Origin of the sequence: Rhodoplanes azumiensis (genome assembly GCF_042682915.1) — a bacterium.
GTDB classification, from domain to species: Bacteria; Pseudomonadota; Alphaproteobacteria; order Rhizobiales; family Xanthobacteraceae; genus Rhodoplanes; species Rhodoplanes azumiensis.
Window position 1 is genome coordinate 1 of the sequence record NZ_JBHUIW010000008.1, and the last position, 25,463, is coordinate 25,463.

The window sequence follows — 25,463 nt, forward strand, 5'->3', positions numbered from 1 at the left end:
ATCAGACCTTCCGCTACCCCGAAACCGCCGTTAACCCGAGTTCGGTGCCCTGGGCGAGGGTCCGGGCGGGTTGCGCCGGGGCCGTCGTCTCGACTATATAGGTTCAGAATTCCGTCATTTCCTGAAATGACACAGGCTTCGCCTCCGAGGGGCGGGCGAGGCACAGAGGAGCTTTGACCATGTCGACCCAGCCGCTCATGCCCAAGGCCACCGCTGTCTGGTTGGTCGAGAACACGGCTCTCTCGTTCGATCAGATCGCCGATTTCTGCAAGCTGCACCCGCTCGAGGTGAAGGCGATCGCCGACGGCGACGCCGCCCAAGGGATCAAGGGCCTCGACCCGATCGTCACCGGCCAGCTCAGCCGCGAGGAGATCGCCCGGGCCGAGAAGGATACCTCCGTCCGGCTGCGGCTCGCCGAGTCGAAGGTGCGGGTGCCGGAGGCCAAGCGCAAGCGCGGGCCCCGCTACACCCCGGTGTCGCGCCGCCAGGACCGCCCCAACGCGATCCTCTGGCTGGTGCGCAACCATCCCGAGCTGAAGGACAGCCAGGTGATGCGCCTGGTCGGCACCACCAAGGCGACCATCAAGGCGATCCGCGACCGCACCCACTGGAACTCGGCCAGCCTGACGCCGCTCGACCCGGTGACGCTCGGCCTGTGCTCGCAGATCGACCTCGACATGGAGGTCGCCCGCGCCGCCAAGGAGCGGCCGCCGATCGAGACCGAGCAGGGCGTCACGCTGCTGCCGGCCGAGGTCACCACCGGGGCGGGCGCCGAGGAGGCCGAGGAGGACGAGGCCCGGCGTCCGAGCGAAGAGCTCGACGTCGAGGCGGTGTTCGCCAAGCTCAAGCAGATCGGCGGCGGCAAGGCCGACGAGGACGACGAGGACTGAGAGGCCCGCGGTCGCCGGCGGCGGAGGTTGCCGTCGTCCATCACGACGGCCCGCCCGGGTGGGCTTCAGCGGACTTTGGCACTTGTCGTGTCGATCTCGGGCCAGCCCGCGATCGGTGCGGCCTCGTCGGGAACCAGTCGGATGACACGCCGGCCAGACGGCGCGATCCGCGGTCGGTGAAAACGGTTTCACCGACCCGCGAGGCGGGCCTCGGGACTACGCCCTCCAGGATCGAGCCCTCCAGGATCGGGCCCTGCAGGATCGATTCCGGCAGGCTCGATCGCTGTGTCGAAGCGACCGTCGCCGCGCCTGGTGCGGGACGTGACGTGATCGCGACGGGATCGGGCTCGGATATTCAAGGGCGCCCGTCGGGGCTCGCCGCCTGCTTCTCGGTGCGGCCCTGGGTCAAGGCCCAATGCACGGCCTGGGTGCGTGACGGCAGGCCGAGCCGGGCCAGGATGCCCGACACGTGGATCTTGACCGTGTTGGGCGACAGCCCGAGCTGGCGCGCGATCTCCACATTGGTCAGGCCGTTGGTCATCAGCGACAGCACCTGCCACTGCCGCTTGCTGAGGATCGGCTGGCGGTCGTCGCCACTGTCGCTGCCGTGCAGACGGGCCGCGACGCCACGGGCCGACGTCCGGGTGACGGCGCCCAGCACCGCCGCCTCGAGCCCGGCCGCGGCGACGACGTCCGACCGCTCGGCCGCATCCGCCGACCCGGCACCGGCCGGCACCGCGGTCGGGCCGTCGGCGCGTTGTGCCTCGGCGAGCGCGGCCGCCACGGCCGTGACGTCGACGTGCAGCAGGATCGCGCGGCTGCCGTCGGTCGCATAGGGCAGCCCGAGCAGCATGAAGGACGTGTTCTGGACGGCCGAACGGCGTTGATAGATGATCGAGACGATCTCGGTCTGGCCGGCGAGGAGCTGGGAGATGCCGGTGATCAGGCGCGGCGACAGGGGATCCGCGAAGGCACAGAACCGCAGGTAGTTCTCGCCGATGCCGTAATTGGGCGGCGAGCGGTCCTCGAAGGGCAGCACCAACCCGCCCGAATCGACGAAGGACTTCCACTGCGGGTTGACCGCGAGAATGAACCCGAACCGGTCCAGCACGGCGGCGTAGACGGTGAGGTCGCGGAACAGTGCGTCGGAGGTGGTCACTCGGAATCCCCTACTGCGACTCGGGCTCGGCGATCCGTCGGGCCGGGAGACGACCCAGGTCCGGGCCAATACTCCGACTGCACGCAAGACGAGGGGGCATGTATTCATGTCCCTTCGGGCGATCAGAGTGTACTAGCCTCAAGTCTAATTCTAAGTCCGAATCGAATTAGCCCATCCATTGTGCATTTTCGGATCTCTTTGATCGGCGACTTATTCCCTATAAACTTTAGGATGAGGGCGGTCTCGTTTCGGTCTTCATTGGTGTACTTGTATCGAGGCTACACAATCTCAATCCGCCACTCGAATCAATACCGAACAACCACGACCAAATATGATTCGATCCCTCGTCTTCTCGAATTAGGAAACTATCTGTCACCTTTCTCTCCCAATCCTTGACTGTGTCGTCGAGGAATGAGGTTTCAGATGTCGGAGGTGTGCCGGCTCACGTGATTGTGATCGTATTGTTTCGACCGCATCGGAGGCCGTGTGCAACCGTCGGCGCCGATCACCGGGGTGACGGTTGGAGCGCGGGTGGTGCGCCTCGGAGAGCGGCACGATCGACCAGGCTTCGGCGGTCCCCGAGGGCGGGCCGATCGGCGGGACGTCCTCACAGAGCCGGCATCGCGTGCCGAATCAGGCGCGGTCGGGCGCAGTTGCCAGCGTGAACCGAATCATTCGCAGCCGAGCACAGCGATGGCCGACTACGATGCGTCCCGACCCGTTCCGTCACCGTCCCGCGACGCCCGACCCGGGCCGCCCTCCACGGTCGGGGACGGCCCGGCGGCTCGCCTGCGGCGGTCCGGCGAGCGGGCGTTGCGCAGCGCCATGCATGTGTGGTGGCGGTTCAGCCGCGGCCTGACCCTCGGGGTGCGGGCGATGGTGATCGACGGTGACGACCGGGTGCTGCTGGTCAAGCACTCCTACGTGTCGGGCTGGTATCTGCCGGGCGGTGGCGTCGAGCCGGGCGAAACCCTGCACGAGGCGCTGGCGCGTGAGCTGCTCGAGGAGGGAAACGTCCGGCTCACCGCCGCCCCGGCCCTGCACGGGGTCTACCACAATGCCCACGTGTCGCGGCGCGACCATGTCGCGCTCTACGTGGTGCGGGCGTTCGAACAGCCCTCGGCGCCGACCCCGAACCACGAGATCGTCGCCACCGGCTTCTTCCCGCTCGATGCCCTGCCGGCGGAGACGACGCGCGGCACCCGCGCCCGCATCGCCGAGGTCTTCCACGGCGCTCCGGCGACCGGCCGCTGGTAGCGCGGGCCGCCTCGCGGCCGATCCTCACCGCGAGAAGCGGGCGCGGTCGTGCGGGGCCGAGAAGTCGAGCTCCGGTCCGAGCGGCACGATGCCGGTCGGGTTGATGGTCGGGTGGCTGCCGTAATAGTGGCGCTTGATGTGGTCGAGCGACACGGTTCCGGCGACGCCCGGCACCTGATAGAGGTCGCGCAGATAGTTCGACAGGGCGGGGTAGTCGGCGATCCGCCGCAGGTTGCACTTGAAGTGCCCGACATAGACGGCGTCGAAGCGGACCAGCGTCGTGAACAGGCGCCAGTCCGCCTCGGTCGGTCGGTCGCCGACCAGATAACGTCGCGTCGCGAGCCGTGCCTCGATCTCGTCGAGCGCCGCGAACAACGCCCGGAACGCCTCCTCGTAGGCGCTCTGGGTCGTGGCGAAGCCGGCCCGGTACACGCCGTTGTTGATATTGGCGTAGACGAAGGCGTTGATGCGGTCGATCTCGTCGCGAAGCTCGGCCGGCGCGGAGTCGTCGCTCACCTGCGTGAAGGCGTCGAAGGCGCGGTTCAGCATCCGCATGATCTCGGCCGACTCGTTGTTGACGATCGTGGCGCGGGCCGTGTCCCACAGCACCGGCACGGTGACCCGTCCGGAGTAGTCCGGCTTCGCCGCGACGTAGAGGTCGGCGAGCGTGCGGGCGCCGAGGACGGGATCGCCGGTCGATCCTTCGGCGATGTCGAAGGTCCAGCCGGAGCGGCCCATCAGGGGCGACACGACCGACACCGGAACGACGTCGTCGAGCCGCTTCAGCGCGCGCATGATCAGGGTGCGATGCGCCCACGGGCAGGCGAGCGACACGTAGAGTCGGTAGCGCCCCGGCGCGGCCGGAAAGCCGCCGTCGCCGCTCGGCCCGGCGGCGCCGTCGGCCGTCACCCAGTGTCGGAACTGCGACTCGGTGCGCACGAACCGCCCGCCGGTCGCCTTGGTGTCGTACCACTGGTCGTGCCACACTCCGTCGACGAGCAGACCCATGCGTTTCTCCGCCTCCGCCTCCACGCGGGCGCCCGCTTCTCCGGCCGACCGATGACTGCTATCTAGGCTCGTATCTAGGCACGATGGCCGCGCCGGGCATCCCCTCCGAGCCCCTCTCTGCATCATGACGGATCTGTCGCTCACCATCCTCCCCGAGACACCGGCCGACACGGCCGCGGTCGAGCGGCTGCACGAGCGGACCTTCGGCCCCGGCGCCTATGCCCGCACCGCCTACCGGATCCGGGAGCGCGCCCCGCATCATCGCGACCTGTCGTTCCTGGCCCGCATCGGCACCCTGCTGGTCGGCGCGGTGCGGCTGACCGCGATTCGCATCGGCGACACCAAGGCGCTGCTGCTCGGGCCGCTGACCGTCGAGCCGCCGTTCCGCGACCGCGGCATCGGCCTCGAGCTGATGGAGCGGGCGCTGGCCGAAGCGCGCGCCCGCGGCCACCGGCTCGTGCTGCTGGTCGGCGACGAGCCCTACTACGCCCGAGCCGGCTTCAAGCGCGTGCCACGCGGCAGCGCCCAGATGCCCGGCCCGGTCGATCCCGCCCGCCTGCTCGTCGCCGAGCTCGAGCCCGGCGCCTTCACCGGCGTCTCGGGTCCGGTCCGCCCGGACTGGGACGCCTGACCGGCCTGCATCGTCGACGAGCGTCCCCGACGCCACGAAGAAGACTCGAACGAGGAGATCCCATGCTGGACCTGACGCGACGGCTGGCCACGGCCGCCACGGTGCTCGCCGCCACCTTCGCTCTCGCGCCCGTCGCGCAGGCCCAGGCGCCGGCCTATCCGACGCAGCCGGTGCGCTTCCTGATCGCCTTCGCGCCGGCCGGCCCGGCCGACATCATCGGCCGCATCGTCGGGCTCAAGCTGCAGCAGCTCTGGGGCCAGTCGGTCGTCATCGAGAACCGCGGCGGTGCCGGCGGCAACATCGCGGCCGTGCAGGTGGCGCGCGGCCAGCCGGACGGCTACACGGTGCTGGTCTCGACCAGCGCCTTCGCGGTCAATCCGAGCCTCTACAAGAACCCGGGCTATGCCGGCGAGACCGACTTCAAGGTCGCCGGGCTCGCGGCGACGACGCCGAATCTGATCGTCGCCGCGCCCGATCTCGGCGCCAAGACGCTCGCGGACGTGATCACGCTGTCGAAGACCAAGAGCCTCGCCTTCGGCTCGGCCGGTACCGGCACGACGCCGCATCTCTCGGGCGAGCGCATCTTCCGCTTCCTCGCCAAGGTCGACATTCCGCACGCGCCGTTCACGGGCGCCGGCCCCGCCCTCAATGCCGTGATGGGCGGCCATGTCGCGCTCGCCAGCGTCGCGATGCCGGCGGCGACCGAGCTCGTCAAGTCCGGCAAGGTGGTGCCGCTCGCGGTCACCAGCGCCAAGCGGGTCGAGGCACTGCCGGACGTGCCGACCGTCGGCGAGGCCGGGCTGGAGGCGGTCGACGACGCCACCTGGGTGGCGCTGTTCGTGCCGGCCAAGACGCCGCAGACCGTGATCGACAAGCTCAACGCCGACCTGAACACGGTGCTGAAGGATCCGGACGTGAAGGAGCAGTTCGCCCGCATCGGCTTCGCGGCGCTGGGCGGCTCGCAGGCCGACGCCGAACGCTTCGTCAAGGCCGAGATCGCCAAGTGGGGCGACGTCGTCAACCGCATCGGCCTGAAGATCGAGTGATCCGATCAGGGATCGAACGTCTCTCGATCCATTCGTCCCCGCGAAAGCGGGAACCCAGGGGCCGCACGACGTGCGGCTCCGGATCCCCGCTTCGGCGGGAACGAGCGGAAAGCCGGACGGGCGACAGGACGCCCCAGCGGGGTGAGGAGTCGCGGCGCCGGTCGGCCGGCCGCGGCCGTCCCTCACTCGGATCTCGCGCGGGTGCGCGAGATCCGACCTCTCCCCGCCGGGGCGAGGTGCGAAAACAGTCGCGCCTCGCCGCTCTCTGCGTCCGATCAGCTCCGCAGCACGCGGGCCGGGTTGCCGGCGACCGTGGCGCCCCGCGGCACGTCGCGGGTGACGATGCTGCCGGCGCCGATCACGGCGTCGTCGCCGATCGTCAGGCCGGGCAGGATCACGGCGGCGCCGCCGATCCAGACGTTCGTCCCGATCACGACGGGCCGTCCGAATTCGAGCCCGGCGCGGCGCGTCTCGGGATCGCGCGGATGGTCGGCGGCGTAGATCTGCACGGCCGGGCCGATCTGGGTGGCGTCGCCGATCGTGACCGCGACGACGTCGAGGATCACGCAGTCGTAGTTGAGAAACACGTCGCGCCCGAGCGTGATGTTGAAGCCGAAGTCGCAGAAGAACGGCGGCCGGATCACGGCGCCGTCGCCGACCGCGGCGAGGCGCTCCCGCAACACCTCGCGCCGCGTGGTCGCGGAGGAGTCGAGCATCGCGTTGTAGCTAGCGCGCCAGCCAGGTCTTGGTCGCCGCCTGGTCGGCCTGGATCTCGGCATCGCCGGGCCGGTAGAGTGCGCCGGCGAGCATCCTCTGCTTCTCGGTGGTCATGCCGTCTCCGTCATGGCCGGGCTCGTTCGGCCATCCATGGTCTTGCCCCGAGGCCGAAGACGTGAATGCCCGGCACCGTGTCTTCGACCAAATCCCGATGTCTCCGACCAAAACGAAACCGGCCCGCTCGCGCGGGCCGGTTGGTTGTCGCTCTCGATCGACACCGCGTGAGCGAGGCGTCGGGATCGCGTCTCGGACCGTCGTCGTCGGACCGTCGTCGTCGGGCGGCCGTCGTCAGGCGGTCGTCGTCAGGCGGTCGTCGTCAAGCGGTCTTGGAGCCGCCCGACGCCTTCGGGTGTTTCACGTCGTGCCAGACCTTCTGGTACGTGAAGTACAGGAGGCCGGTGAGCACCAGGACGAAGATCATCACCTGGAAGCCGAGCTTCTTGCGCGCCTCGAGGTGCGGCTCCGCCGTCCACATCAGGAACGCGGTGACGTCCTTGGCGTATTGCTCGGTGGTCTGCGGCGTGCCGTCCGTATAGGTGACGACGCCGTCCGAGAGGGGCGGCGGCATGGCCAGCGCATGGCCCGGGAAGTACTTGTTGTAGTTGGAGCCGTCCGGCAGCTTGAAGTCTGCGGGCGGATCCTCGTAGCCGGTCAGCAAGGCGACGATGTAGTCCGGCCCCGCCTCCTGATACTGGGTCAGGATGTCGAACACGAAGGTCGGGAAGCCGCGCTCGTAGGTGCGCGCCTTGGCCATCACCGACAGGTCGGGCGGCGCCGCGCCGTTGAACGCCGCGGCCGCGGCCTGCGGGTTCGGATAGGGCGAGGGGAAGCGGTCGGCGAGGCGGCCGGCGCGCTCGAACATCTCGCCCTGGTCGTTCGGCCCGTCTTTCACCTTGGCCTCGGCCGCGACCGCGGCCGCCTGCTGGGTGGTGAAGCCGGGACCGCCCGGCTCCGCGAGGTTGCGGAACGACACCAGCGAGAGGCCGTGGCACGCCGAGCAGACCTCCTTGTAGACCTGGAAGCCGCGCTGCAGCTGGGCCCGGTCGAAGGTGCCGAACGGACCCGCGAAGGTCCACTTCTGCTGCGGCGGCTTGGGCTGCTCGCCGGACGCCTGCGCCGTGCCGGTGCCGAGCGCCAGGGCGCCGAGACCGACCAGTGCGACGATCGCCGCGACCGCACCCGCACCGACCTTCTTCTTGCCGGCCACCGCCTCCGAGATCGAGTCCGGAACCGGCAGCGGCTTCTCGATCAGGCCGATCACCGGCAGGATCAGAATGAAGTGCAGGAAGTAGTAGGCCGTGAGGATCTGGGCCGCGATCACGTAGCCGCCTTCCGCCGGCTTGGCGCCGAGCCAGCCGAGCAGGATGCAGACCGCGACGAAGATCCAGAAGAAGATCTTGAACAGCGGCCGGTAGGTGGCGGACTTGACCTTGGACGTGTCGAGCCAGGGCAGGAAGGCGAGGATCAGGATCGAGGCGAACAGCGCGATGACGCCGGCGAGCTTGTTCGGGATGGCGCGCAGGATCGCGTAGAACGGCAGGTAGTACCACTCCGGCACGATGTGGGCCGGGGTGACGCTCGGGTTCGCCGGGATGTAGTTGTCGGCGTGGCCGAGATAGTTCGGCAGGTAGAACAGGAACCAGAAGAACAGCAGCAGGAAGGCCGAGAACCAGAACAGATCCTTCATGGTGGCGTAGGGCGTGAACGGCACCACGTCGTCGTCGGACTTCGGCTCGACGCCGGCCGGGTTGTTCTGGCCGACCACGTGCAAGGCCCACACGTGCAGCACCACGAAGGCGACGATCACGAAGGGCAGCAGGTAGTGAAGCGAGAAGAACCGGGTCAGGGTGGGATCACCGACCGAGTAGCCGCCCCACAGCCAGGTGACGATCGGCTCGCCGACCCACGGGATGGCCGAGAACAGGTTGGTGATCACGGTGGCGGCCCAGTAGCTCATCTGGCCCCACGGCAGCACGTAGCCGAGGAAGCCGGTCGCCATCATCAGGAGATAGATGATCACGCCGATGATCCACAGCACCTCGCGGGGCTCCTTGTAGGAGCCGTAGTACATGCCGCGGAACATGTGGATGTAGACGGCGAAGAAGAACATCGCGGCGCCGTTGGCGTGCGCGTATCGCATCAGCCAGCCGTAGTTCACGTCGCGCATCAGATGCTCGACGGAATTGAAGGCGAGGTCGACGTTCGGCGTGTAGTGCATCACCAGGATGACGCCGGTGACGATCTGGATGATCAGGATGAACGACAGGATCGCACCGAACGTCCAGAGAAAGTTCAGATTCTTGGGCGTCGGATACGACACGAAGGAGTCGTACAGCAGGCTGACGATGGGAAGCCGCGCCTCGAACCACTTGAGCGCAGGATGCGTCGGCTGGAACTTGGAAGGTCCACTCATTTTAGGTCTCTGTCCGGAGGGCACTGCGGGTCGCAGGCCGCGTCAGCCGATCTCGATCTTGGAATCGGACACGAAGCGATAGGGCGGGATCGCGAGGTTGAGCGGCGCCGGTCCCTGGCGGATGCGGCCGGAGTCGTCGTAGACCGAGCCGTGGCACGGGCAGAACCAGCCATTGTACTCGCCCGACTTGGCCATCGGGATGCAGCCGAGATGGGTGCAGATGCCGATGACGACCAGCCACTGCTCGTGGCCCGGCTTGGTGCGGTCCTGATCGGTCTGCGGATCCTTGAGCTGGTTCATCGGCACGGCCTGGGCCTGCGTCACCTCCTGCTTGGTGCGATGGGAGATGAAGATCGGCTTGCCGCGCCAGGTCACCTTGATCACCTGGCCTTCGGAGATGGGCGCGAGGTCGACCTCGATCGGCGCGCCGGCCGCGATGGTCGAAGCGTCGGGGTTCATCTGGGCGATCAGCGGCACCAACGTGAACCCCACCCCGATCGCGCCGACCGCGCCCGTGGCGATATAGAGGAAATCGCGCCGGGTCGGCTCTGATGGCAATGACGGATTGGTCACAGTCTTCGGTCCCTTTCGATACGATGGGCGGGCAACCCGGCGAGGGCCGACCCTGGCGAAGTCGGCGGCGGGATCGGCCGCGGCCGACCTCGCGTGCGGCGCGATCCGCGCCACATTGAATTCTTTCTATTGGCACCCTTTGGGCGGGAAGCGCAAGCCCGTCGGGTTGCCGGCTGCGCCATATGGCAAATAGGATGAGAGGGGGCCTGGTCCGGCGCATTAACGGGCGGCGGCGTACCTGTCCCGGAAGGTGAGCGCATGATGGTCGGTGTTCTGGAATCAGGGTGCGACAGGGCCGCCGCGGCGGGCCGGCGACGCGCCCTCGCCCGGTCGCGCGAGAAGACGGCACGTTGACGCATGCGCATCGCCCTCTACGAGCCCGACATCCCGCAGAACACCGGAACGATCATGCGGCTCGCCGCCTGCCTCGGCGTGCCGGTCGACCTGATCGAGCCGGCCGGCTTCCCGACCACCGACCGTGCCTTCCGGCGCGCCGGCATGGACTATCTGGCTTACGTGGACCTGACACGGCACGCCTCGTTCGACGCCTTCGAGGCGGACCGGCGGACGCACGGCCGGCGTCTCGTGCTGCTCACCACCAAGGCCGCGACGCCGTACACGGCGCATCGCTTCACGCCCGACGACGTGCTGCTGCTGGGGCGCGAGACCGGCGGCGTGCCGGAGCGGGTGCACGCCGGCGCCGACGCCCGGGTGACGGTGCCGATGCGGCCGGGGCTGCGGTCGCTCAACGTCGCGATGGCCTGCGCCATGGTGGCCGGCGAGGCGCTGCGCCAGACCGGCGGGTTCGCCCCTGTCCTCGCCGCCGCAGACCCGGTGTCCGGCGCACCGGAGCCGCTTTCCTCGGCACCGGTCGCGCTCTAGTCTTCCGAGATTAACCTCGGACCGTCGTGACATCACGGCTGTGACGACCGCGAGCCGATGACAGCGACCCGACGACCGCGACCCGACGACCGCGATCCGATGACCGCCCACGATCCACCGGTGACCGACGACCACTGATCTCGCTTCGCCGCGCCCGTCATGCCGGCGTCACGCTGCCGCCATCATGCCGGGAAGGCCGGCGCACCACCCTCGCCCGCATCCGTATCATATACAAAAAGACGGATATGATCACATGACCACCCCCGCCACCCCGCTCACCACCGCCACGGCGCCCGGTCCCGTGTCCTCGCCGCTGCCCGCGCCCGCCGTGCTCGATGTCCGCAAGCGCGAGGCGCGCGCCTGGTTCGAGCGGCTGCGCGACGACATCTGCGCCGCCTTCGAGGCGATCGAGGACGACGCGCCGCCGGCGCTCTATCCCGAGCCGCCGGGCCGCTTCGTGCGCACCCCGTGGCGACGTACCGACCACGCCGGGGCGGACGGCGGCGGCGGCGTGATGGCGATGATGCACGGCCGGGTGTTCGAGAAGGTCGGCGTCCACGTGTCGACCGTGCACGGCGAGTTCGCACCGGAGTTCCGCAAGGACATCCCGGGCGCCCTCGACGATCCGCGCTTCTGGGCCTCGGGCATCTCGCTGATCGCGCATCCCTGGAACCCGAACGTCCCGGCCGCCCACATGAACACCCGCTTCGTCGTCACCACGCGGGCGTGGTTCGGCGGCGGCGGCGATCTCACGCCGGTGCTCGACCGCCGCCGGACCCAGGCGGATCCCGACACGGTGACGTTCCACGCGGCGATGAAGCGCGCCTGCGACGCGCACTCCGACGTCGCCTCGTGGGAGCGGCTGAAGGCGTGGTGCGACGAGTATTTCTTCCTCAAGCACCGCAACGAGCCGCGCGGCGTCGGCGGCATCTTCTACGACTGGCTCGATTCCGGCGACTGGGCCGCCGACCTCGCCTTCACGCGGGACGTCGGCCGCGCCTTCCTGGACGCCTATCCGCGGATCGTGCGGGCCAATCTCGCGACGCCGTGGAGCGAGGCGGAGCGCGACGAACAACTCGTGCGCCGCGGCCGCTACGTCGAGTACAATCTGCTGTACGATCGCGGCACCGTGTTCGGGCTGAAGACCGGTGGCAATGTCGAGTCGATCCTCTCCTCGATGCCGCCGCTGGTGAAATGGCCTTGAGGCCCGACGCGCGAGCGGGGCGGTGACGTGACGATGCAGATTCGCGAGGTCGCGATCGCCGGTTACCGGTCGCTGCGCGGGATCCGCTTTCCGGTCGCGCCGCTGACCGTGCTCGTCGGCGCCAACGGCGTCGGCAAGAGCAATCTCTATCGCGCCCTGCAGCTCCTGCAGGCGACCGCGGCCGGCACGCTCGCACGCGAGCTCTCCGCCGAGGGCGGCATGCAGTCGGCCCTGTGGGCGGGCCGACGCGCCGCCGGCGCGGCGGTGCGCATCAAGCTCGTTGTCGAGATGGCGGACGACGCGGCGCGCGGCGATGCGGCCCGCTTCGCCTATGCGGTCGAGATCGGGCTGGTGCCGCCGACCGGCGCCGCCTTCCCGTTCGAGCCGCAGGTGAAGGAGGAGACACTCGTCCAGCACGGCGGGCGGCGCCCGCTGACCCTGCTCGACCGGCGCGGCCCCAAGGCCTGGGCGATCGCCGACGACGGCCGCAAGCAGCCGCTCGGCGCCGCCCTGCTCGCCTCCGAGACGGCGCTCGGCACCGTCCAGGACGCGGCGCGCTGCCCGGAGATCGACCAGGTCCGCCGCACCATGCTCGACTGGCGCTTCTATCACGACCTGCGCAGCGACCGGGACTCGCCGCTGCGCCGGCCCTGCCTCGCCGTGACGACGCCGACGCTGTCCTCCGACGGCGCCGACCTCGCGGCCGTGTTCGCCACGCTCGTCCACATCCGCCAGGACACGGCCGATCTCGACGCCGTGATCGACGACGCCTTTCCGGGCGCCCGGCTGGTGGTGCCGTCGCCGGAGCGCACCGCCGCGTTCGGCCTGATCTTCCCGGATTACCCGAAGCGCGTGTTCGAGGCGGGGGAACTGTCGGACGGAACGCTGCGCTATCTGGCGCTCGCCGGCGCGCTGCTCGGCTACCGCCTGCCCGGCTTCGTCGCGCTGAACGAGCCGGAGGCGAGCCTGCATCCCGACCTGCTGGAGCCGCTCGCGCGGCTGATCGTGCGCGCCGCGCGCCGCACCCAGATCTGGGTGGTGACGCATTCGCAGCCGCTGGCGCAGGCGCTCGCCGCGCAGGGCGGCGTGCAGCCCCGCACCGTGATCAAGCGCGACGGCGAGACCTGGATCGAAGGCCTGCGCCTCGGCGGCGATTTCTCCGACGACGAAGAGGACGAGGTTCGGGAGAGCGCCGGGGAGACATGAGGCCGACCGAGGCGGCATCGAACCGCCGCTCTCCTCGAAAGACGCGCGTTCTGCTATGGTTTCCAGATGACGATCGCGACCTTCGACAGCCTGAAGTTCGCCCGCGCCCTGCGCGAGAAGGCGAAGATGTCGGCCGAGCAGGCCGAGGGCTTCGCCGACGCGATCTCCGAGGCGATCCAGAGCGACCTCGCCAGCAAGGCGGACGTCGCCGCGGTGCGGACCGAGATCAAGGATACGGAGCAACGGCTGGACGCCCGGATCAAGGAGGCGGAGCTTCGCCTGGAGGCCAGCATCGCGGCGAGCAAGGCCGAGATCCTCAAATGGATGTTCGGCACCATCGGCTTTCAGACGCCGATCATCCTCGGCGCGGGGCTGGCCCTGTCGCGCGGCCTGAGGCCCTGACTCGGGTCAGCCCTGACTCCGGTCTCGCGAGCTACGCGGTGCGGTCCGCACCCTGGCCCATGAGCACCGCCGCCGCGATGCCGTCCAGGGCCGCCGCGTCCAGCGGAAAGCCGGCTTCGATCCAGGCCGCCTCGGCCGCCCTCATGGCGGCGCCGAGCGCCGGGCCGGCGAGGCCGCTCGCCATGAAGCGCGACGCCTTGAGCGGGAAGCGCGGCGGCGTCCAGCGCTGCGGCAACGTCACGAGCGACGCCCACGCCGCGGTATCGGCCACACCCTCCGCCGGCACCTCGGTCGCCGGCACCAACGTCGACGCGTCGCCGGCGCGCGTCCAGGCGAGCAGCATGCGGTCGGCATAGGATACCGGCCCGAGCCCGTAGAGCAGCGCCTTCGCCTCGGCCTCGGAGGTGGTGGCGTGGAGCCGCCACCAGCCCTCCGCCATCGCGGCGAGCCGCTCGCTCTCGGCATTGGTCAGGCGCAGGCGCTCGCGCAGCCGCTCGGCGTCCTCGGCGATCAGCACGGCGAGCGCGCCGAGCCGCCGCGTCGCCTCCGGCGCCAGCCCGAGATCGCGCTCGCGCACCGCCATGGTGGCCAAGTCCCACGGGCGGCCGATGCCGCCGAGCACGAGCTGCAGGATGCCGATCTCCGCCATCGTCTGGAGGGTCGACGCCGCGGCCGGCGCGACCATGAGCTTCATCAGCTCCATGCGGACGCGCTCGCGCGACAGCCCGCGCAGCTTCTCGCGGCCGACGATGCAGGCGTGCAGGCTCGCGGGATCGGCCGTGCCGTTGCCGTAGGCCGCCTGGAAGCGGAAGAAGCGCAGGATGCGCAGATGATCCTCGTCGATGCGCCGGGCCGGATCGCCGATGAAGCGCACGCGCCGCGCCTCGAGGTCGGGCAGTCCGCCGACCGGATCGTGCAGGGTGCCGTCCGGCGACAGCGACAGCGCGTTCATGGTGAAGTCGCGGCGCGCCGCGTCGACGTCCCAGTCGCGACCGAACGCCACGGTCGCCTTGCGGCCGTAGGTCTCGACGTCCTCGCGCAGGGTCGTCACCTCGAACGGCGTGCCGGCGACCACGACCGTCACGGTGCCGTGGTCGATGCCGGTCGGCACCGCCTTGAGGCCGGCCGCCCGCGCCCGGCGCATCACCTCCTCGGGCGGCGCCGTCGTCGCGATGTCGATGTCGCCGGGCGGCTCGCCCAAGAGCGTGTTGCGCACCGCGCCGCCGACGACGCGCGCCTCCTCGCCGTCGCGGTCGAGCATTGCCAGCACGGCGGCGAGCGGCTCCGCCGCGAGCCACGCAGCGGCGACGCGGCGCGTCGTCATCGCGTCGTGCCCGGCACGAACCGGCCGTTCTCCATGTGGGCCGGCACATAGTTCGAGTGCGGCGGCGCCCCGCCGAACTGCGCGAACACCACGAGGCTGGCGATCATCAGCACGAGCGCCGCGAGGGTCAGCCAGCCCAGCACGGTCAACCGCCAGGCGTCGGGATGGACGAGGCCGCGGCGAGTCGCGATCAGGAACGCCGCATAGAGCACGAAAGGCGTGAGGAAGAGGGCGATCTCGGTGAGAATCGGGCGAATCATGACACGTCACACATTATGTACGTCACACATCGTCACCGTCGCAATCATGCAGGTCGGACTCGTCGATGGCGCAACATCGCAGCGTGCCGGCGAACACCCGATCGCCTCCCGGATCATGTCTCGTAGATGCGTTCGTAGAGATTGCGGAGAATCCCCGCCGTGACGCCCCAGATGTACCGCTCCTGATACGGCATCACGTAGAAGCGCCGCCGCAGGCCCTTCCACTCGCGGCTGTGCAGGGCGTGGTTCTGCTTGTCCATCAGGAACGCGAGCGGCACCTCGAAGGCATCCTCCACCTCGGCCTGGTTGAGGGTCAGCGTATAGCCGGGTGCGACCCGCGACACCACCGGAAGAATGCGGAAGCCGGAGAACGTGCAGTAGAGGTCGAGATAGCCGATCGGGTCGACGAGCCCGCGGTCGAGCCCGACCTCCTCCTCGGCCTCGCGCAGCGCCGCGTCGAGCGGCGTCGCGTCGCCCGGATCGATCTTGCCGCCCGGAAACGCGATCTGCCCGGCGTGGCTCGGCAGGCTGGTGGTGCGCTGGGTGAGGATGACGCCGGGCTCCGGCCGGTCGACGACGCCGATCAGCACGGCCGCCGGCCGCGCCGGGATGACGCCCGCCGCCGTCCACAGGTCGGGGTCGAGGTCGATGTCGCCACGGGTCGCCGGCTGCTCCGGATCGGTCAGCGCCGCCGGCACCACCATGTCGAGCTTTTCACGCGCCCGGCCGAAGAAGGCGTGGCCCAGCGTGAGCGGATCGACCGCCGGCTCGTCGGTCGTGGTCATCGCCCCATGCCCCCCGTGGCCATCACGAATGATCCCTCAGAGTCTCGACCGCCACCATGGGGAAGAAGGCAGCGCCCGAGGCGACACCGAACATCAGGCGGCCATCCACCGCACGCTCCTCGCCGCGGGCGACCAAGTCGTAATAGACCGGCCGGACCACGCGAGCCCACAGGCCCCGCCGCACGTGCAGGTAGGGCTTGAGCCCGCCGGTGCCGGGCTCCGGCTCGAACCGCAGCGCGTGCTCGGCGTCGCACGCCACCCAGTCGTCGACATTGGTGCGGAAGCGCAGCACCGGCGGGCCGCCGGCCGGCGTCGGCGCGGCCACCATCTCGACCGCCAGGAAAGGCACGTCGTCGACCGTGATGCCGCACTTCTCGACCGGCGTGACCAGCACGTAGCGATCACCGTCGCGGCGCAGGACCGAGGCGAAGAGCTTGACCAGCGCCGCACGCCCGATCGGGCTACCCTGGTAGAACCAGGTGCCGTCGGCGGCGATGCGCATCGCGATGTCGCCGCAGTCCGGCGGATTCCACAGATGCACGGGTGGCGGCCCGCGGCCGCCCGCGGCCGTCACGGCGCCGGCGAGCGCTTCGATTCCCGTCCCGCTTTGCCCCGCTCCGGTCTGCCCTTCCTTCGCCACGGTTCGCCCCGATTTTGTCCGGCTGCGCGATCCGCGCCACCCTGTTTCGCCGTGCCCCGAAGGTCGCGCGAACGTGATGGGGCGGTGCCCCGCCCCGACTCATCTCGACAGCCTATGGTGCATAGGTGAGAGTGGGAACGGCCGGGCGCAACGGCCGGCTGGCCCGGTTGATGCATGGATGGCGATGCATGATTGGCGATGCATGGATCGCATCGCAGGGCTCGGCCCACCGGGAACGGGTCGGCGGCCGATGTGTCCGGACCCCGTCCGGAGTGGTGTCCGGACCAGATCCGGAGAGGTTGATCGGTCGGCCCTGCGACATCCGCCGGGCGGCCCCGACGAGGAGCACGGCATGGTGCCGAGCGGCGAGAATCTCGAGAAGCTGGAAGACATGATCGTGCGCGCCGCGGAGACGACGGCGAGCCACGTGCGGGCGGCGCGCGCCGCGGTCGGCACCGTGATCTTCGGGCAGGACCGGGTCGTCGAGCACGCCATCATCACGATCCTGTCGGGCGGTCACGCGCTGCTGGTCGGCGTCCCCGGCCTCGCCAAGACCAAGCTCGTCGACACCATGGGCACGGTGCTCGGGCTCGACGCCAAGCGCATCCAGTTCACCCCGGACCTGATGCCGTCCGACATTCTCGGCAGCGAGGTGCTGGAGGAGAATGCCGGCGGCAAGCGCAGCTTCCGCTTCATCCCGGGTCCGGTGTTCGGCCAGCTCCTGATGGCCGACGAGATCAACCGCGCCAGCCCGCGCACCCAGTCGGCGCTCCTGCAAGCCATGCAGGAGCAGCACGTGACGGTCGCCGGCGTCCGTCACGACCTGCCGAAGCCGTTCCACGTGCTCGCCACCCAGAACCCGCTCGAGCAGGAGGGCACCTATCCGTTGCCCGAGGCGCAGCTCGACCGCTTCCTGATGGAGATCGACGTCGACTATCCCGACATCGACGCCGAGCGGAAGATCCTGTTCGACACCACGGGCGCCGAGCAGGGCACGGCGAAGCCGGCGATGTCGGCCGACGATCTGATGGCGGCACAGCGGCTGGTGCGCCGGCTGCCGGTCGGCGAGTCGGTGGTCGAGGCGATTCTCGCGCTGGTGCGCTCGGCCCGTCCGGGCGCCGAAGGTCCGGACGGCAAGCTGATCGCCTGGGGCCCGTCGCCGCGCGCCAGCCAGGCCCTGATGCTCGCGGTGCGGGCCCGCGCCCTGCTCGAAGGCCGCTATGCGCCGTCGGTCGACGACGTGCTGGCGCTCGCCGAGCCGATCCTCAAGCACCGCATGGCGCTCACCTTCGCGGCCCGCGCCGACGGCGAGACCGTGCCGGGGGTCATCGGCCGCCTGAAGGGCCGGATCGGATAGGCCGATGGCGGCAACCCCCACCGCCTCGCCGGCGCGCCACACGCGGACACCCGAGACGCCGAGCCCCGAGCGACAGGCGCTCGATCGCGCCGGTGCGTCGAGCCGGCATCTCGCCGCCCTGATGCCGCGGCTGGTGCTGGAGGCGCGCCGCGTCGCCGCGACCGTCATCCACGGGCTGCACGGACGGCGGCGCGCCGGGCCGGGCGAGAACTTCTGGCAGTACCGCCGCTTCGTCTCCGGCGAATCCTCGGCCCGTGTCGATTGGCGCCGCTCGGCCCGCGACGAGCATCTCTATGTGCGCGAGCGCGAATGGGAGGCCGCCCACACGGTGTGGATTTGGCCGGACCGCTCGCCCTCGATGGCGTTCCGCTCGCGGCTGGCGACCGACTCGAAGCTCGAGCGCGCGCTCGTGATGGCGCTGGCGCTCGGCGAGGTGCTGGTGCAAGGCGGCGAGCGGGTCGGCATCCCGGGCCTGATGCCGGTGACGGCCAACCGCAACGTCATCGACCGCATGGTGCAGGCCGTCCTGCACGACGCCGCCGAACGGGCGAGCCTGCCGCCGGCCTTCTCGCCGTCGCCGCTCTCCGAGGTGCTGGTGCTGGCCGACCTGTGGAGCCCGATCGGCGAGATCCGGCAGACCCTGGCGCGGCTCTCCGCCGCCGGCGCACACGGCCACGTCGTCCAGATCGTCGATCCGGCCGAGGAGACGTTCCCGTATTCGGGCCGCGTCGAGTTCGTCGAGCCGGAGGGCTTCGGCGCCGTCACGGCCGGCCGCGCCGAGGCGTGGCGCGAGGACTACACGGCCCGCATCGCGCTCCACCGCAGCCAGATCCGCGCCGAGACCGACCGCATCGGCTGGAGCTTCGTCATCCACCGCACCGACCGGCCGGCGACCGACCTGATGCTGCAGCTCCACGCCCGCCTCTCCGCCGGCCGCGGCGCCGTGTCGCCGGCCGCCCGCAGCGAGCGCGCCGACGCTGCCGAGACGACCGACGCGGCGATCGACGACGAGACCGCCGATCTCGCCGGCACCGACGCCGGCACCGACGCCGACACCGCGGCGCTCGCCGAAGCGAGGTCCGCATGATCCCCGGGCTGCCGCTCGCCTTCGCCTCCCCTCTCGTGCTGATCGGGCTCGTCAGCCTGCCGTTGCTGTGGTGGCTCCTGCGCCTCGTGCCGCCGCGTCCGCGCCGCGTCGACTTCCCGCCGACGCGCCTCCTGTTCGACATCGCGCCCAAGGAGGAGACGCCGGCCCGCACGCCGTGGTGGCTGACGCTCCTGCGCCTGACCCTGGCCGCCCTCGTGATCCTGGCCGCCGCCGGGCCGTTGTGGAATCCGCCGGTGTCGACCGCCACGGCCAAGGCGCCGCTCGTGATGCTGATCGACGACGGCTGGTCGGCCGCCTCCACGTTCGATGCGCGGATGCGCACCGCGACCGATCTCGTCGCTCGCGCCCAGGCGGACGCCCGCGGCGTCGCGCTGGTGCCGCTCTCCGAGCCGACCCGCGACCTCTCCTTCGAGCCGCCGGACGCCGCCGCGGCGCGGCTGCGCACCATCCGGCCGAAGCCGCACGCGGTGGAGCGCGCCGACGCGCTGCCGGCGATCGGCCGGCTCCTCGCCGGCACGCCGGAGGCCGAGCTCGTCTGGCTCGCCGACGGCGTCGATCTCGGCCGTGGCGGGGAGTTCGTCGACGGACTGAAGAAACTCGCCGAGAACCGCGCCGTCACGGTGGTGACCGGCGGAGTGCGGCCGGCGCTGGCGCTCGCCGGGGCGGACAACGCCGCCGGGGGCCTCTCCGTGAAGGTGCTGCGCGCCGAGGCGGACGGCACCACGGCCGGCACGGTGCGGGCGCTGGATCTGCGCGGCCTGCCGCTCGGCGAGGCGGCGTTCGGCTTCGGCGGCACGGCGCGCGAGACCGAGGCGCGCTTCGACCTGCCGGTCGAGCTGCGCAACGACATCGCCCGCCTCGAGATCGCCGGCGAGGCCTCGGCCGGCGCCGTGCAGCTGCTCGACAAGCGCTGGCGCCGCCGCACCGTCGGCGTCGTCACCGGCTCGACGAGCGAGACGGCGCAGCCGCTGCTCGCCTCGACGTTCTATCTCGGCCGGGCGCTCGCCCCGTTCGCCGACGCCCGCATCGCCGAGCGCGGCTCGCCGACCGAGGCGGTCGCCCGGTTCGTCGATCAACGGCTGCCCATGCTGGTGCTGGCCGATGTCGGCACCGTCGCCGGACCGGCGCGCGAGACGCTGACGCGCTGGGTCGAGGAGGGCGGCGTGCTGGTGCGCTTCGCCGGACCGCGGCTCGCCGCCGCCGACGACGATCTCGTGCCGGTGCGGCTGCGCCGCGGCGGCCGGGTGCTCGGTGGCAGCCTCAGCTGGGAGCAGCCGCAGCGGCTCGCGAGCTTCGCGCCGGACGGGCCGTTCGCCGGCCTGCCAGTGCCCGAGGACGTCACGGTCAAGCGGCAGGTGCTGGCCGAGCCCGACTCCGCGCTCGTCGATCACACCTGGGCGGCGCTCGCCGACGGCACGCCGCTCGTCACCGCCGCCAAGCGCGGCAAGGGGATGGTGGTGCTCTTCCACGTCACGGCCGACACCCGCTGGTCCGACCTGCCGCTGTCCGGCGCCTTCGTCGAGATGCTCCGCCGCGTTGTCGGCCTGTCCGGCACGACGGTCGGCCCGGAGGCCGGCGCCAAGCCGCAAGGCACCGCCGACACGGTGGCGCCGACCCGGCTGCTCGACGGCTACGGGGCGTTCGGCCCGCTGCCGCCGACCGCCCGGCCGGTCGCCGCCGGCTACGCGGGCCGCGCCACCGCCGACAATCCACCCGGCTTCTACGGGCCGCCGGAGGGCCTCGTCGCCGTGAACACGCTCCTCGCCACCGACCGCCCGAAGCCGCTCGACCTCGCCCCGCTCGGCGCCCTCACCGAGCCCTACCGGACGACCGAGCCGCAGGATCTGCGCGGGCCGATCCTGCTCGGCGCCACGGCGCTGGCGCTCGTGGATGCGCTGATCGTGTTCTGGCTCGCCGGCGGGCTCTCCCGCCTGACCGGTTGGCGCCGCGCCCCGGCCGCCGTCGTGGTCGGCCTCGTCGTCGCGCTCGCGACGATCGCGCCGCCGCCGGCGCGGGGGGCCGAGCCGCGGCCCGCCGATCCGCAGGCCGACGCCTTCGCGGCCAAGGCGACCTCGGGCGCTCGCCTCGCCTATGTGACGACCGGCAACGCCGAGGTCGACGCGATCAGCAAGGCCGGCCTGCAGAGCCTCACGGTCTTCCTCGGCCAGCGTACCGCGCTGGAGGGCGGCGAGCCGCTCGGCCTCGACGTCGCGCGCGACGAGCTCGCCTTCTTCCCGCTGATCTACTGGCCGATCGTGCCCGATGCGCCCAAGCCCTCGGCGCAGGCGCTCGCCCGGGTCGACGCCTACATGAAGCAGGGCGGCACCATCCTGTTCGACACCCGCGACGCCGTGGAAGCCGCGCCCGGCGCCGAGACGAAGAGCCCCGGCATGGTGGCGCTGCGCGGCATCCTGTCGTCGCTCGACATCCCCGAGCTGGAGCCGATCCCGCGCGAGCATGTGCTGACCAAGACGTTCTTCCTGCTGCGCGACTTCCCGGGCCGCTTCACGGCCGGGCGGCTGTGGGTGGAGGCGATGCCGGCCGCCGATCCGGACGGGCCGGACGAGCGCCGCCCGGCCCGCGCCGGCGACGGCGTGTCGTCGATCCTGATCACGTCGAACGATCTCGCCGGCGCCTGGGCGACGCGGCCGGACGGCCAGGCGCTGCTGCCGCTGGTGCCCGGCGAGCCGCGCCAGCGCGAGCACGCCTTCCGGGCCGGCGTCAACATCGTGATGTACGCCCTGACCGGCAACTACAAGGCCGATCAGGTCCACGTCCCGGCGCTGCTGGAGCGGCTGGGGCAATGAACGTCGCCGCGGCGACCCAACCGCCCCGTCATCCTGAGGTGCTCGGCCGCGGGCCGAGCCTCGAAGGATGCGGCCACCGCTCGGGGCCGTCGCCCTTCGAGGCCCGGCTTTGCCGGGCACCTCAGGGTGACGGAGACATGAATGAGCATGCGACATCGGATTCGTGATGTTCGGTAGGAGCACTCTTTGACCTTCGGCCTCTCCTTCGCGCCGCTCGTTCCTGATTACGTCGTGTGGGCCGCCGCGGCGGTCGCCGCCGTGATCGCGCTCCTGCTGATCGTCGCCCGCATGCGCGGCGCCCTGATCAGGACGCTCGCGCTGGCGCTGCTGGTGCTGGCGCTGGCGAATCCCTCCTTCACCCGCGAGGACCGCGAGCCGTTGTCGTCGGTCGCCGTCATGGTGGTCGACAAGAGCGCCAGCCAGAGCTTCGGCGAGCGTGCCGCGCAGGCGGAAGCCGCGCGCGCCGCGCTGACCGAGCGCCTGCAGCGCATCCCGGGGCTCGAGTTGCGCACCGTCGAAGCCGGCCAGGCCGACGGCGAGACCGACGGCACACGGCTGTTCGGCGCGCTCGGCGCGGCGCTCGCCGACGTGCCGCCGGAGCGCGTCGCCGGCGCCGTCATGCTGACCGACGGCCGCGTCCACGACGTGCCGGCCGACACCGGCGCGCTCGGCTTCTCGGCGCCCGTGCATGCGCTGGTCACCGGCCATCCGGGCGAGCGCGACCGCCGCGTTGTCCTCGTCTCGGCGCCGCGCTTCGGCATCGTCGGCCAGCAGCAGACCATCACGTTCCGGGTCGAGGACACGGGCGCGCCGCGCGGCCCCGCCGAGGTGCGCATCAGCCGCGACGGCGAGACGATCGAGCGCCGCAGCGTGCTGTCGGGCGATCAGGTCCGCGTCCAGGTGCCGATCCCGCATCCGGGCCAGAACATCGTCGAGATCGAGGCGTCGCCGATCCTCGACGAGCTGACCCCGCTCAACAACCGCGCCGTCGTCTCGATCGACGGCGTGCGCGACAAGCTGCGCGTGCTGCTGGTCTCCGGCGAGCCGCATGCCGGCGAGCGCACCTGGCGCAACCTGCTCAAATCCGACGCCAACGTGGATCTGGTCCACTTCACCATCCTGCGCCCGCCCGAGAAGCAGGACGGCACGCCGATCAACGAGCTGTCGCTGATCGCGTTTCCGACGCGCGAATTGTTCCAGCAGAAGATCAACGAGTTCCAGCTGATCATCTTCGATCGCTACGCCCGCCAGGGCGTGCTGCCGATCATCTATTTCGACAACATCGCCCGCTACGTGCGCGACGGCGGTGCCGTGCTGGTCGCGGCCGGGCCGGACTACGCCAGCCAGACCTCGCTGTGGCGCACGCCGCTCGAATCGATCCTGCCGGCCGAGCCGAACGGCCGCGTCACCGAGCAGGCGTTCCACGCCGCGCTGACCGATCTCGGCAAGCGCCATCCCGTCACCCGCACGCTCGAAGGCGCCGGCGCCGAGCCGCCGGCGTGGAGCCGCTGGTTCCGCCTGGTCGACGCGCGCTCGATCGAGGGCATGACGGTGATGAAGGGCCCGGACGAGAAGCCGCTCCTGGTGCTCGCCCGCGAGGGCGAGGGCCGCGTCGCGCTCCTGTTGTCCGACCACATCTGGCTGTGGGCGCGCGGCTACGAGGGCGGCGGGCCGCACATCGATCTCCTGCGCCGGCTGTCGCACTGGCTGATGAAGCAGCCGGACCTGGAAGAGGAGGCGCTGCGGCTGTTCGCCCGCGGCCGCGAGATCGTCGTGCAGCGCCAGACCATGGCCGAGACGGCGGCGCCCGTGACGCTGACCGCCCCGTCGGGCGCGACCCGCACGCTCGAGCTCGACCCGGCCGACGCCGGCGTGTGGCGCAAGAGCATCGAGGCGAGCGAGCTCGGCCTGTGGCGCGCCTCCGACGGCAAGCTCACCGCGATGGTGAATGTCGGGCCACCCAACCCGCGCGAGTTCGCCGAGGTGACCTCGACGACCGACGTGATGGCGCCGCTCACCGACGCGACCGGCGGCAGCGCGAGGCGGCTCGCGGCGCGTGCCGGCGCTGCGGTCGACGTGCCGCGGGTCGTCGCGGTGCGCTCGTCCGAGACCTTCAAGGGCGACAGTTGGATCGGCCTGAAGATGCGCGACGCCAGCGTGGTGCGCGGCGTCGGCGTGCTGCCGATGTTCGCCGGCCTCCTGGGACTTCTCCTCCTGGTCGGCAGCCTGGCGCTCACCTGGGCCCGCGAGGGGCGGTAAGGACGGGCATGCTCTTCTTCCCTCTCCCCGCTGCGCGGGGCGAGGCCTGAGCTTCCCCGTTCTCCCTGTCGCAACGGCGGGACCGCCCTGCGCGGGTCCGGATGGACGGACCGCGTCCGCCCGCGTTAAACACCGGCTCCCTCCGCGTGATCGTGCCGCTGCATGATCGCGCGCCTCTGCGACCCTCGCGCCCCCGCGCCGACCAACCCTCGACCAAGGTGATCCGATGACCGAACCCCACATCCGCGACAACGAGTGGTGGGTCTCTCCCTACAACGCCGCCGCCGACGTGGTCGCGGCCCGGCAGCTTCCCGCCAAGGTCGAGATTCACGACGCGACGCTGCGCGACGGCGAGCAGACGCCCGGCATCGTCATGGACGTCGCCGACAAGGTGGCGATCGCGGAAAAGCTCGCCGAGGTCGGCGTCGAGCGCATCGAGGCCGGCATGCCGGCCGTCTCCGACATGGACTTCACGGCCATCAAGGAGATCTCCAAGCTCGGCCTCACGTCGAAGATCTTCTCCTTCGCGCGCGCCGTGACGGTCGACATCGACAAGGCGCTCGACTGCGGCTGCCACGGCGTGATCATCGAGATCCCGATCGGCTATCCGAAGCTCAAGTACCAGTTCAAGTGGACGTGGGAAGACGTGCTCAAGAAGAGCATCGAGGTCGTGAACTACGCCAAGAAGCGCGGCCTCTATGCCGTCTACTTCCCCTACGACACGACGCGGGCGCGGCCCGAGGATCTGGAGAATCTGCTGACCCGTCTGATGCAGGAGGCGCCGCCCGACTCGATCGGCATCGTCGACACCATGGGCTGCGCGCTGCCCGAGGCGATCAAATACATGGTGCGCCGCGTGAAGGCGCTCACCGGCCTGCCCGTGGAAGTGCACACCCACAACGACTTCGGCATGGCGGTGGCGACCGAGCTGGCCGGTGTCGAGGCGGGTGCGTCGTGCATCCACTCCTGCGCCAACGGGCTCGGCGAGCGCACCGGCAACGCCGCACTCGAAGAGCTGATGGTCGCGCTGCACGTGCTGTACGGCTACGACAAGCAGTATCGGCTCGACAAGCTGCCGGAACTCGGCGCGCTGGTGAGCCGCATCACCGGCGTGCCGATCGCCGCCAACAAGCCGATCCTCGGCTCGAAGAATTTTACCCGCGAATCCGGCATCGGCGTGGACCTCGTGGTGAAGGAGCCGCTCGCGATGTTCGGCACCCATCCGGCGCTCACCGGCCGGGCCGGCGACGTGGTGCTCGGCAAGAAGAGCGGCAAGGCGTCGATCACCTACACGCTGGAGAAGCTCGGCCTGCCGATCCCCGACGACGCGTTGGTCGGCGAGATGCTTCGCCAGGTGAAGGACAAGGGCATCGCCAAGCGCGGCCTGGTGACGGACGAGGAGTTCGCCGAGATCGCCCGCGACGTGATGGCCGTAAAGGCGTGACATCGGACCACCACGGCAGGCAGGTGCTCCG

Annotated in this window: 22 protein-coding genes and 1 pseudogene; 13 read left to right on the forward strand and 10 right to left on the reverse strand. The window is 70.8% G+C overall.

From position 1 onward, the window contains the following. Window positions 1-179 precede the first annotated feature (179 nt). Window positions 180-890 (forward strand): DUF1013 domain-containing protein, encoded by a 711-nt coding sequence (locus ACFSOX_RS08885; protein ID WP_378477449.1) that lies wholly within the window; start codon window positions 180-182, stop codon window positions 888-890. A gap of 355 nt (window positions 891-1,245) precedes the next feature. Here ACFSOX_RS08885 and ACFSOX_RS08890 read toward each other — a convergent pair whose 3' ends face one another. Then, a complete protein-coding gene (locus ACFSOX_RS08890) occupies window positions 1,246-2,049 on the reverse strand; it encodes a response regulator transcription factor (protein ID WP_378477450.1) in 804 nt (267 codons plus the stop codon). 825 nt (window positions 2,050-2,874) lie between these two features. Here ACFSOX_RS08890 and ACFSOX_RS08895 point away from each other — a divergent pair. Further along, entirely contained in the window at window positions 2,875-3,306 is a 432-nt protein-coding gene (locus ACFSOX_RS08895; RefSeq protein ID WP_378477586.1) for an NUDIX domain-containing protein, read from the forward strand. Window positions 3,307-3,330: 24 nt separating this feature from the next. On the opposite strand, the gene ACFSOX_RS08900 is transcribed toward ACFSOX_RS08895, so the two are convergent. Further along, a complete protein-coding gene (locus ACFSOX_RS08900; protein ID WP_378477451.1) occupies window positions 3,331-4,314 on the reverse strand; it encodes a glutathione S-transferase family protein in 984 nt (327 codons plus the stop codon). A gap of 124 nt (window positions 4,315-4,438) precedes the next feature. Here ACFSOX_RS08900 and ACFSOX_RS08905 point away from each other — a divergent pair, with 124 nt between their 5' ends. Both ACFSOX_RS08905 and ACFSOX_RS08910 read left to right on the forward strand, forming a co-directional pair. Further along, entirely contained in the window at window positions 4,439-4,945 is a 507-nt protein-coding gene (locus ACFSOX_RS08905) for a GNAT family N-acetyltransferase (protein ID WP_378477452.1), read from the forward strand. Between the two features lie 62 nt (window positions 4,946-5,007). Beyond that, entirely contained in the window at window positions 5,008-5,991 is a 984-nt protein-coding gene (locus ACFSOX_RS08910) for a tripartite tricarboxylate transporter substrate binding protein (RefSeq protein WP_378477453.1), read from the forward strand. A gap of 281 nt (window positions 5,992-6,272) precedes the next feature. Here the strand turns inward: ACFSOX_RS08910 and ACFSOX_RS08915 are convergent. From ACFSOX_RS08915 to petA, 4 genes and pseudogenes are all read right to left on the reverse strand, one after another. Continuing rightward, window positions 6,273-6,425, reverse strand: a pseudogene (locus ACFSOX_RS08915) (DapH/DapD/GlmU-related protein); the annotation flags it as partial. Window positions 6,426-6,717: 292 nt separating this feature from the next. Then, window positions 6,718-6,822, reverse strand: a complete 105-nt coding sequence (locus ACFSOX_RS08920) for a maltose acetyltransferase domain-containing protein (RefSeq protein WP_378477454.1) — start codon at window positions 6,820-6,822, stop codon at window positions 6,718-6,720. Between the two features lie 262 nt (window positions 6,823-7,084). Further along, window positions 7,085-9,181 (reverse strand): cytochrome c1, encoded by a 2,097-nt coding sequence (locus ACFSOX_RS08925; protein ID WP_378477455.1) that lies wholly within the window; start codon window positions 9,179-9,181, stop codon window positions 7,085-7,087. Window positions 9,182-9,223: 42 nt separating this feature from the next. Beyond that, window positions 9,224-9,754 (reverse strand): ubiquinol-cytochrome c reductase iron-sulfur subunit, encoded by a 531-nt coding sequence (gene petA, locus ACFSOX_RS08930; RefSeq protein ID WP_378477456.1) that lies wholly within the window; start codon window positions 9,752-9,754, stop codon window positions 9,224-9,226. 357 nt (window positions 9,755-10,111) lie between these two features. Between petA and ACFSOX_RS08935 the strand changes: the two genes are divergently transcribed. The 4 genes from ACFSOX_RS08935 (at window position 10,112) to ACFSOX_RS08950 (ending at window position 13,448) form a co-directional block, all read left to right on the forward strand. Beyond that, window positions 10,112-10,636 carry a tRNA (cytidine(34)-2'-O)-methyltransferase gene (locus ACFSOX_RS08935; protein WP_378477457.1) on the forward strand — a complete coding sequence of 175 codons (525 nt, stop codon included), beginning with the start codon at window positions 10,112-10,114 and terminating at the stop codon, window positions 10,634-10,636. 253 nt (window positions 10,637-10,889) lie between these two features. Beyond that, window positions 10,890-11,840, forward strand: coding sequence for an oxygen-dependent coproporphyrinogen oxidase (hemF, locus tag ACFSOX_RS08940; protein ID WP_378477458.1), 951 nt, complete (start codon window positions 10,890-10,892; stop codon window positions 11,838-11,840). A 33-nt stretch (window positions 11,841-11,873) separates the two neighbouring features. After that, window positions 11,874-13,046: an AAA family ATPase gene (locus ACFSOX_RS08945; RefSeq protein ID WP_378477459.1), complete on the forward strand. Its 1,173-nt coding sequence runs from the start codon at window positions 11,874-11,876 to the stop codon at window positions 13,044-13,046. Window positions 13,047-13,112: 66 nt separating this feature from the next. Then, window positions 13,113-13,448, forward strand: a complete 336-nt coding sequence (locus ACFSOX_RS08950) for a CCDC90 family protein (RefSeq protein WP_378477460.1) — start codon at window positions 13,113-13,115, stop codon at window positions 13,446-13,448. A gap of 31 nt (window positions 13,449-13,479) precedes the next feature. Here the strand turns inward: ACFSOX_RS08950 and ACFSOX_RS08955 are convergent, their stop codons facing one another. The 4 genes from ACFSOX_RS08955 to ACFSOX_RS08970 all read right to left on the reverse strand — a co-directional run bounded on the left by ACFSOX_RS08955 (window position 13,480) and on the right by ACFSOX_RS08970 (window position 16,457). Further along, entirely contained in the window at window positions 13,480-14,772 is a 1,293-nt protein-coding gene (locus tag ACFSOX_RS08955) for a CCA tRNA nucleotidyltransferase (protein WP_378477461.1), read from the reverse strand. Next, complete coding sequence (locus tag ACFSOX_RS08960) at window positions 14,769-15,032, reverse strand: DUF6111 family protein (protein ID WP_378477462.1); 264 nt, start codon at window positions 15,030-15,032, stop codon at window positions 14,769-14,771. The genes ACFSOX_RS08955 and ACFSOX_RS08960 overlap by 4 nt, the downstream gene beginning before the upstream one ends. Before the next feature lie 113 nt (window positions 15,033-15,145). After that, complete coding sequence (locus ACFSOX_RS08965; RefSeq protein WP_378477463.1) at window positions 15,146-15,817, reverse strand: CoA pyrophosphatase; 672 nt, start codon at window positions 15,815-15,817, stop codon at window positions 15,146-15,148. 22 nt (window positions 15,818-15,839) lie between these two features. Continuing rightward, window positions 15,840-16,457: a DUF1285 domain-containing protein gene (locus ACFSOX_RS08970; protein WP_378477464.1), complete on the reverse strand. Its 618-nt coding sequence runs from the start codon at window positions 16,455-16,457 to the stop codon at window positions 15,840-15,842. A 352-nt stretch (window positions 16,458-16,809) separates the two neighbouring features. On the opposite strand from ACFSOX_RS08970, the gene ACFSOX_RS08975 reads away from it, so the two are divergent. The 5 genes from ACFSOX_RS08975 (at window position 16,810) to ACFSOX_RS08995 (ending at window position 25,432) form a co-directional block, all read left to right on the forward strand. Next, complete coding sequence (locus tag ACFSOX_RS08975; protein WP_378477465.1) at window positions 16,810-17,814, forward strand: AAA family ATPase; 1,005 nt, start codon at window positions 16,810-16,812, stop codon at window positions 17,812-17,814. A gap of 4 nt (window positions 17,815-17,818) precedes the next feature. Beyond that, complete coding sequence (locus ACFSOX_RS08980) at window positions 17,819-18,901, forward strand: DUF58 domain-containing protein (RefSeq protein ID WP_378477466.1); 1,083 nt, start codon at window positions 17,819-17,821, stop codon at window positions 18,899-18,901. Beyond that, window positions 18,901-21,729, forward strand: coding sequence for a DUF4159 domain-containing protein (locus ACFSOX_RS08985; protein ID WP_378477587.1), 2,829 nt, complete (start codon window positions 18,901-18,903; stop codon window positions 21,727-21,729). The genes ACFSOX_RS08980 and ACFSOX_RS08985 overlap by 1 nt, the downstream gene beginning before the upstream one ends. 186 nt (window positions 21,730-21,915) lie before the next feature. After that, window positions 21,916-23,988 (forward strand): hypothetical protein, encoded by a 2,073-nt coding sequence (locus ACFSOX_RS08990; protein ID WP_378477467.1) that lies wholly within the window; start codon window positions 21,916-21,918, stop codon window positions 23,986-23,988. 226 nt (window positions 23,989-24,214) lie between these two features. Further along, window positions 24,215-25,432 (forward strand): LeuA family protein, encoded by a 1,218-nt coding sequence (locus tag ACFSOX_RS08995; RefSeq protein ID WP_378477468.1) that lies wholly within the window; start codon window positions 24,215-24,217, stop codon window positions 25,430-25,432. Window positions 25,433-25,463: the final 31 nt, after the last annotated feature.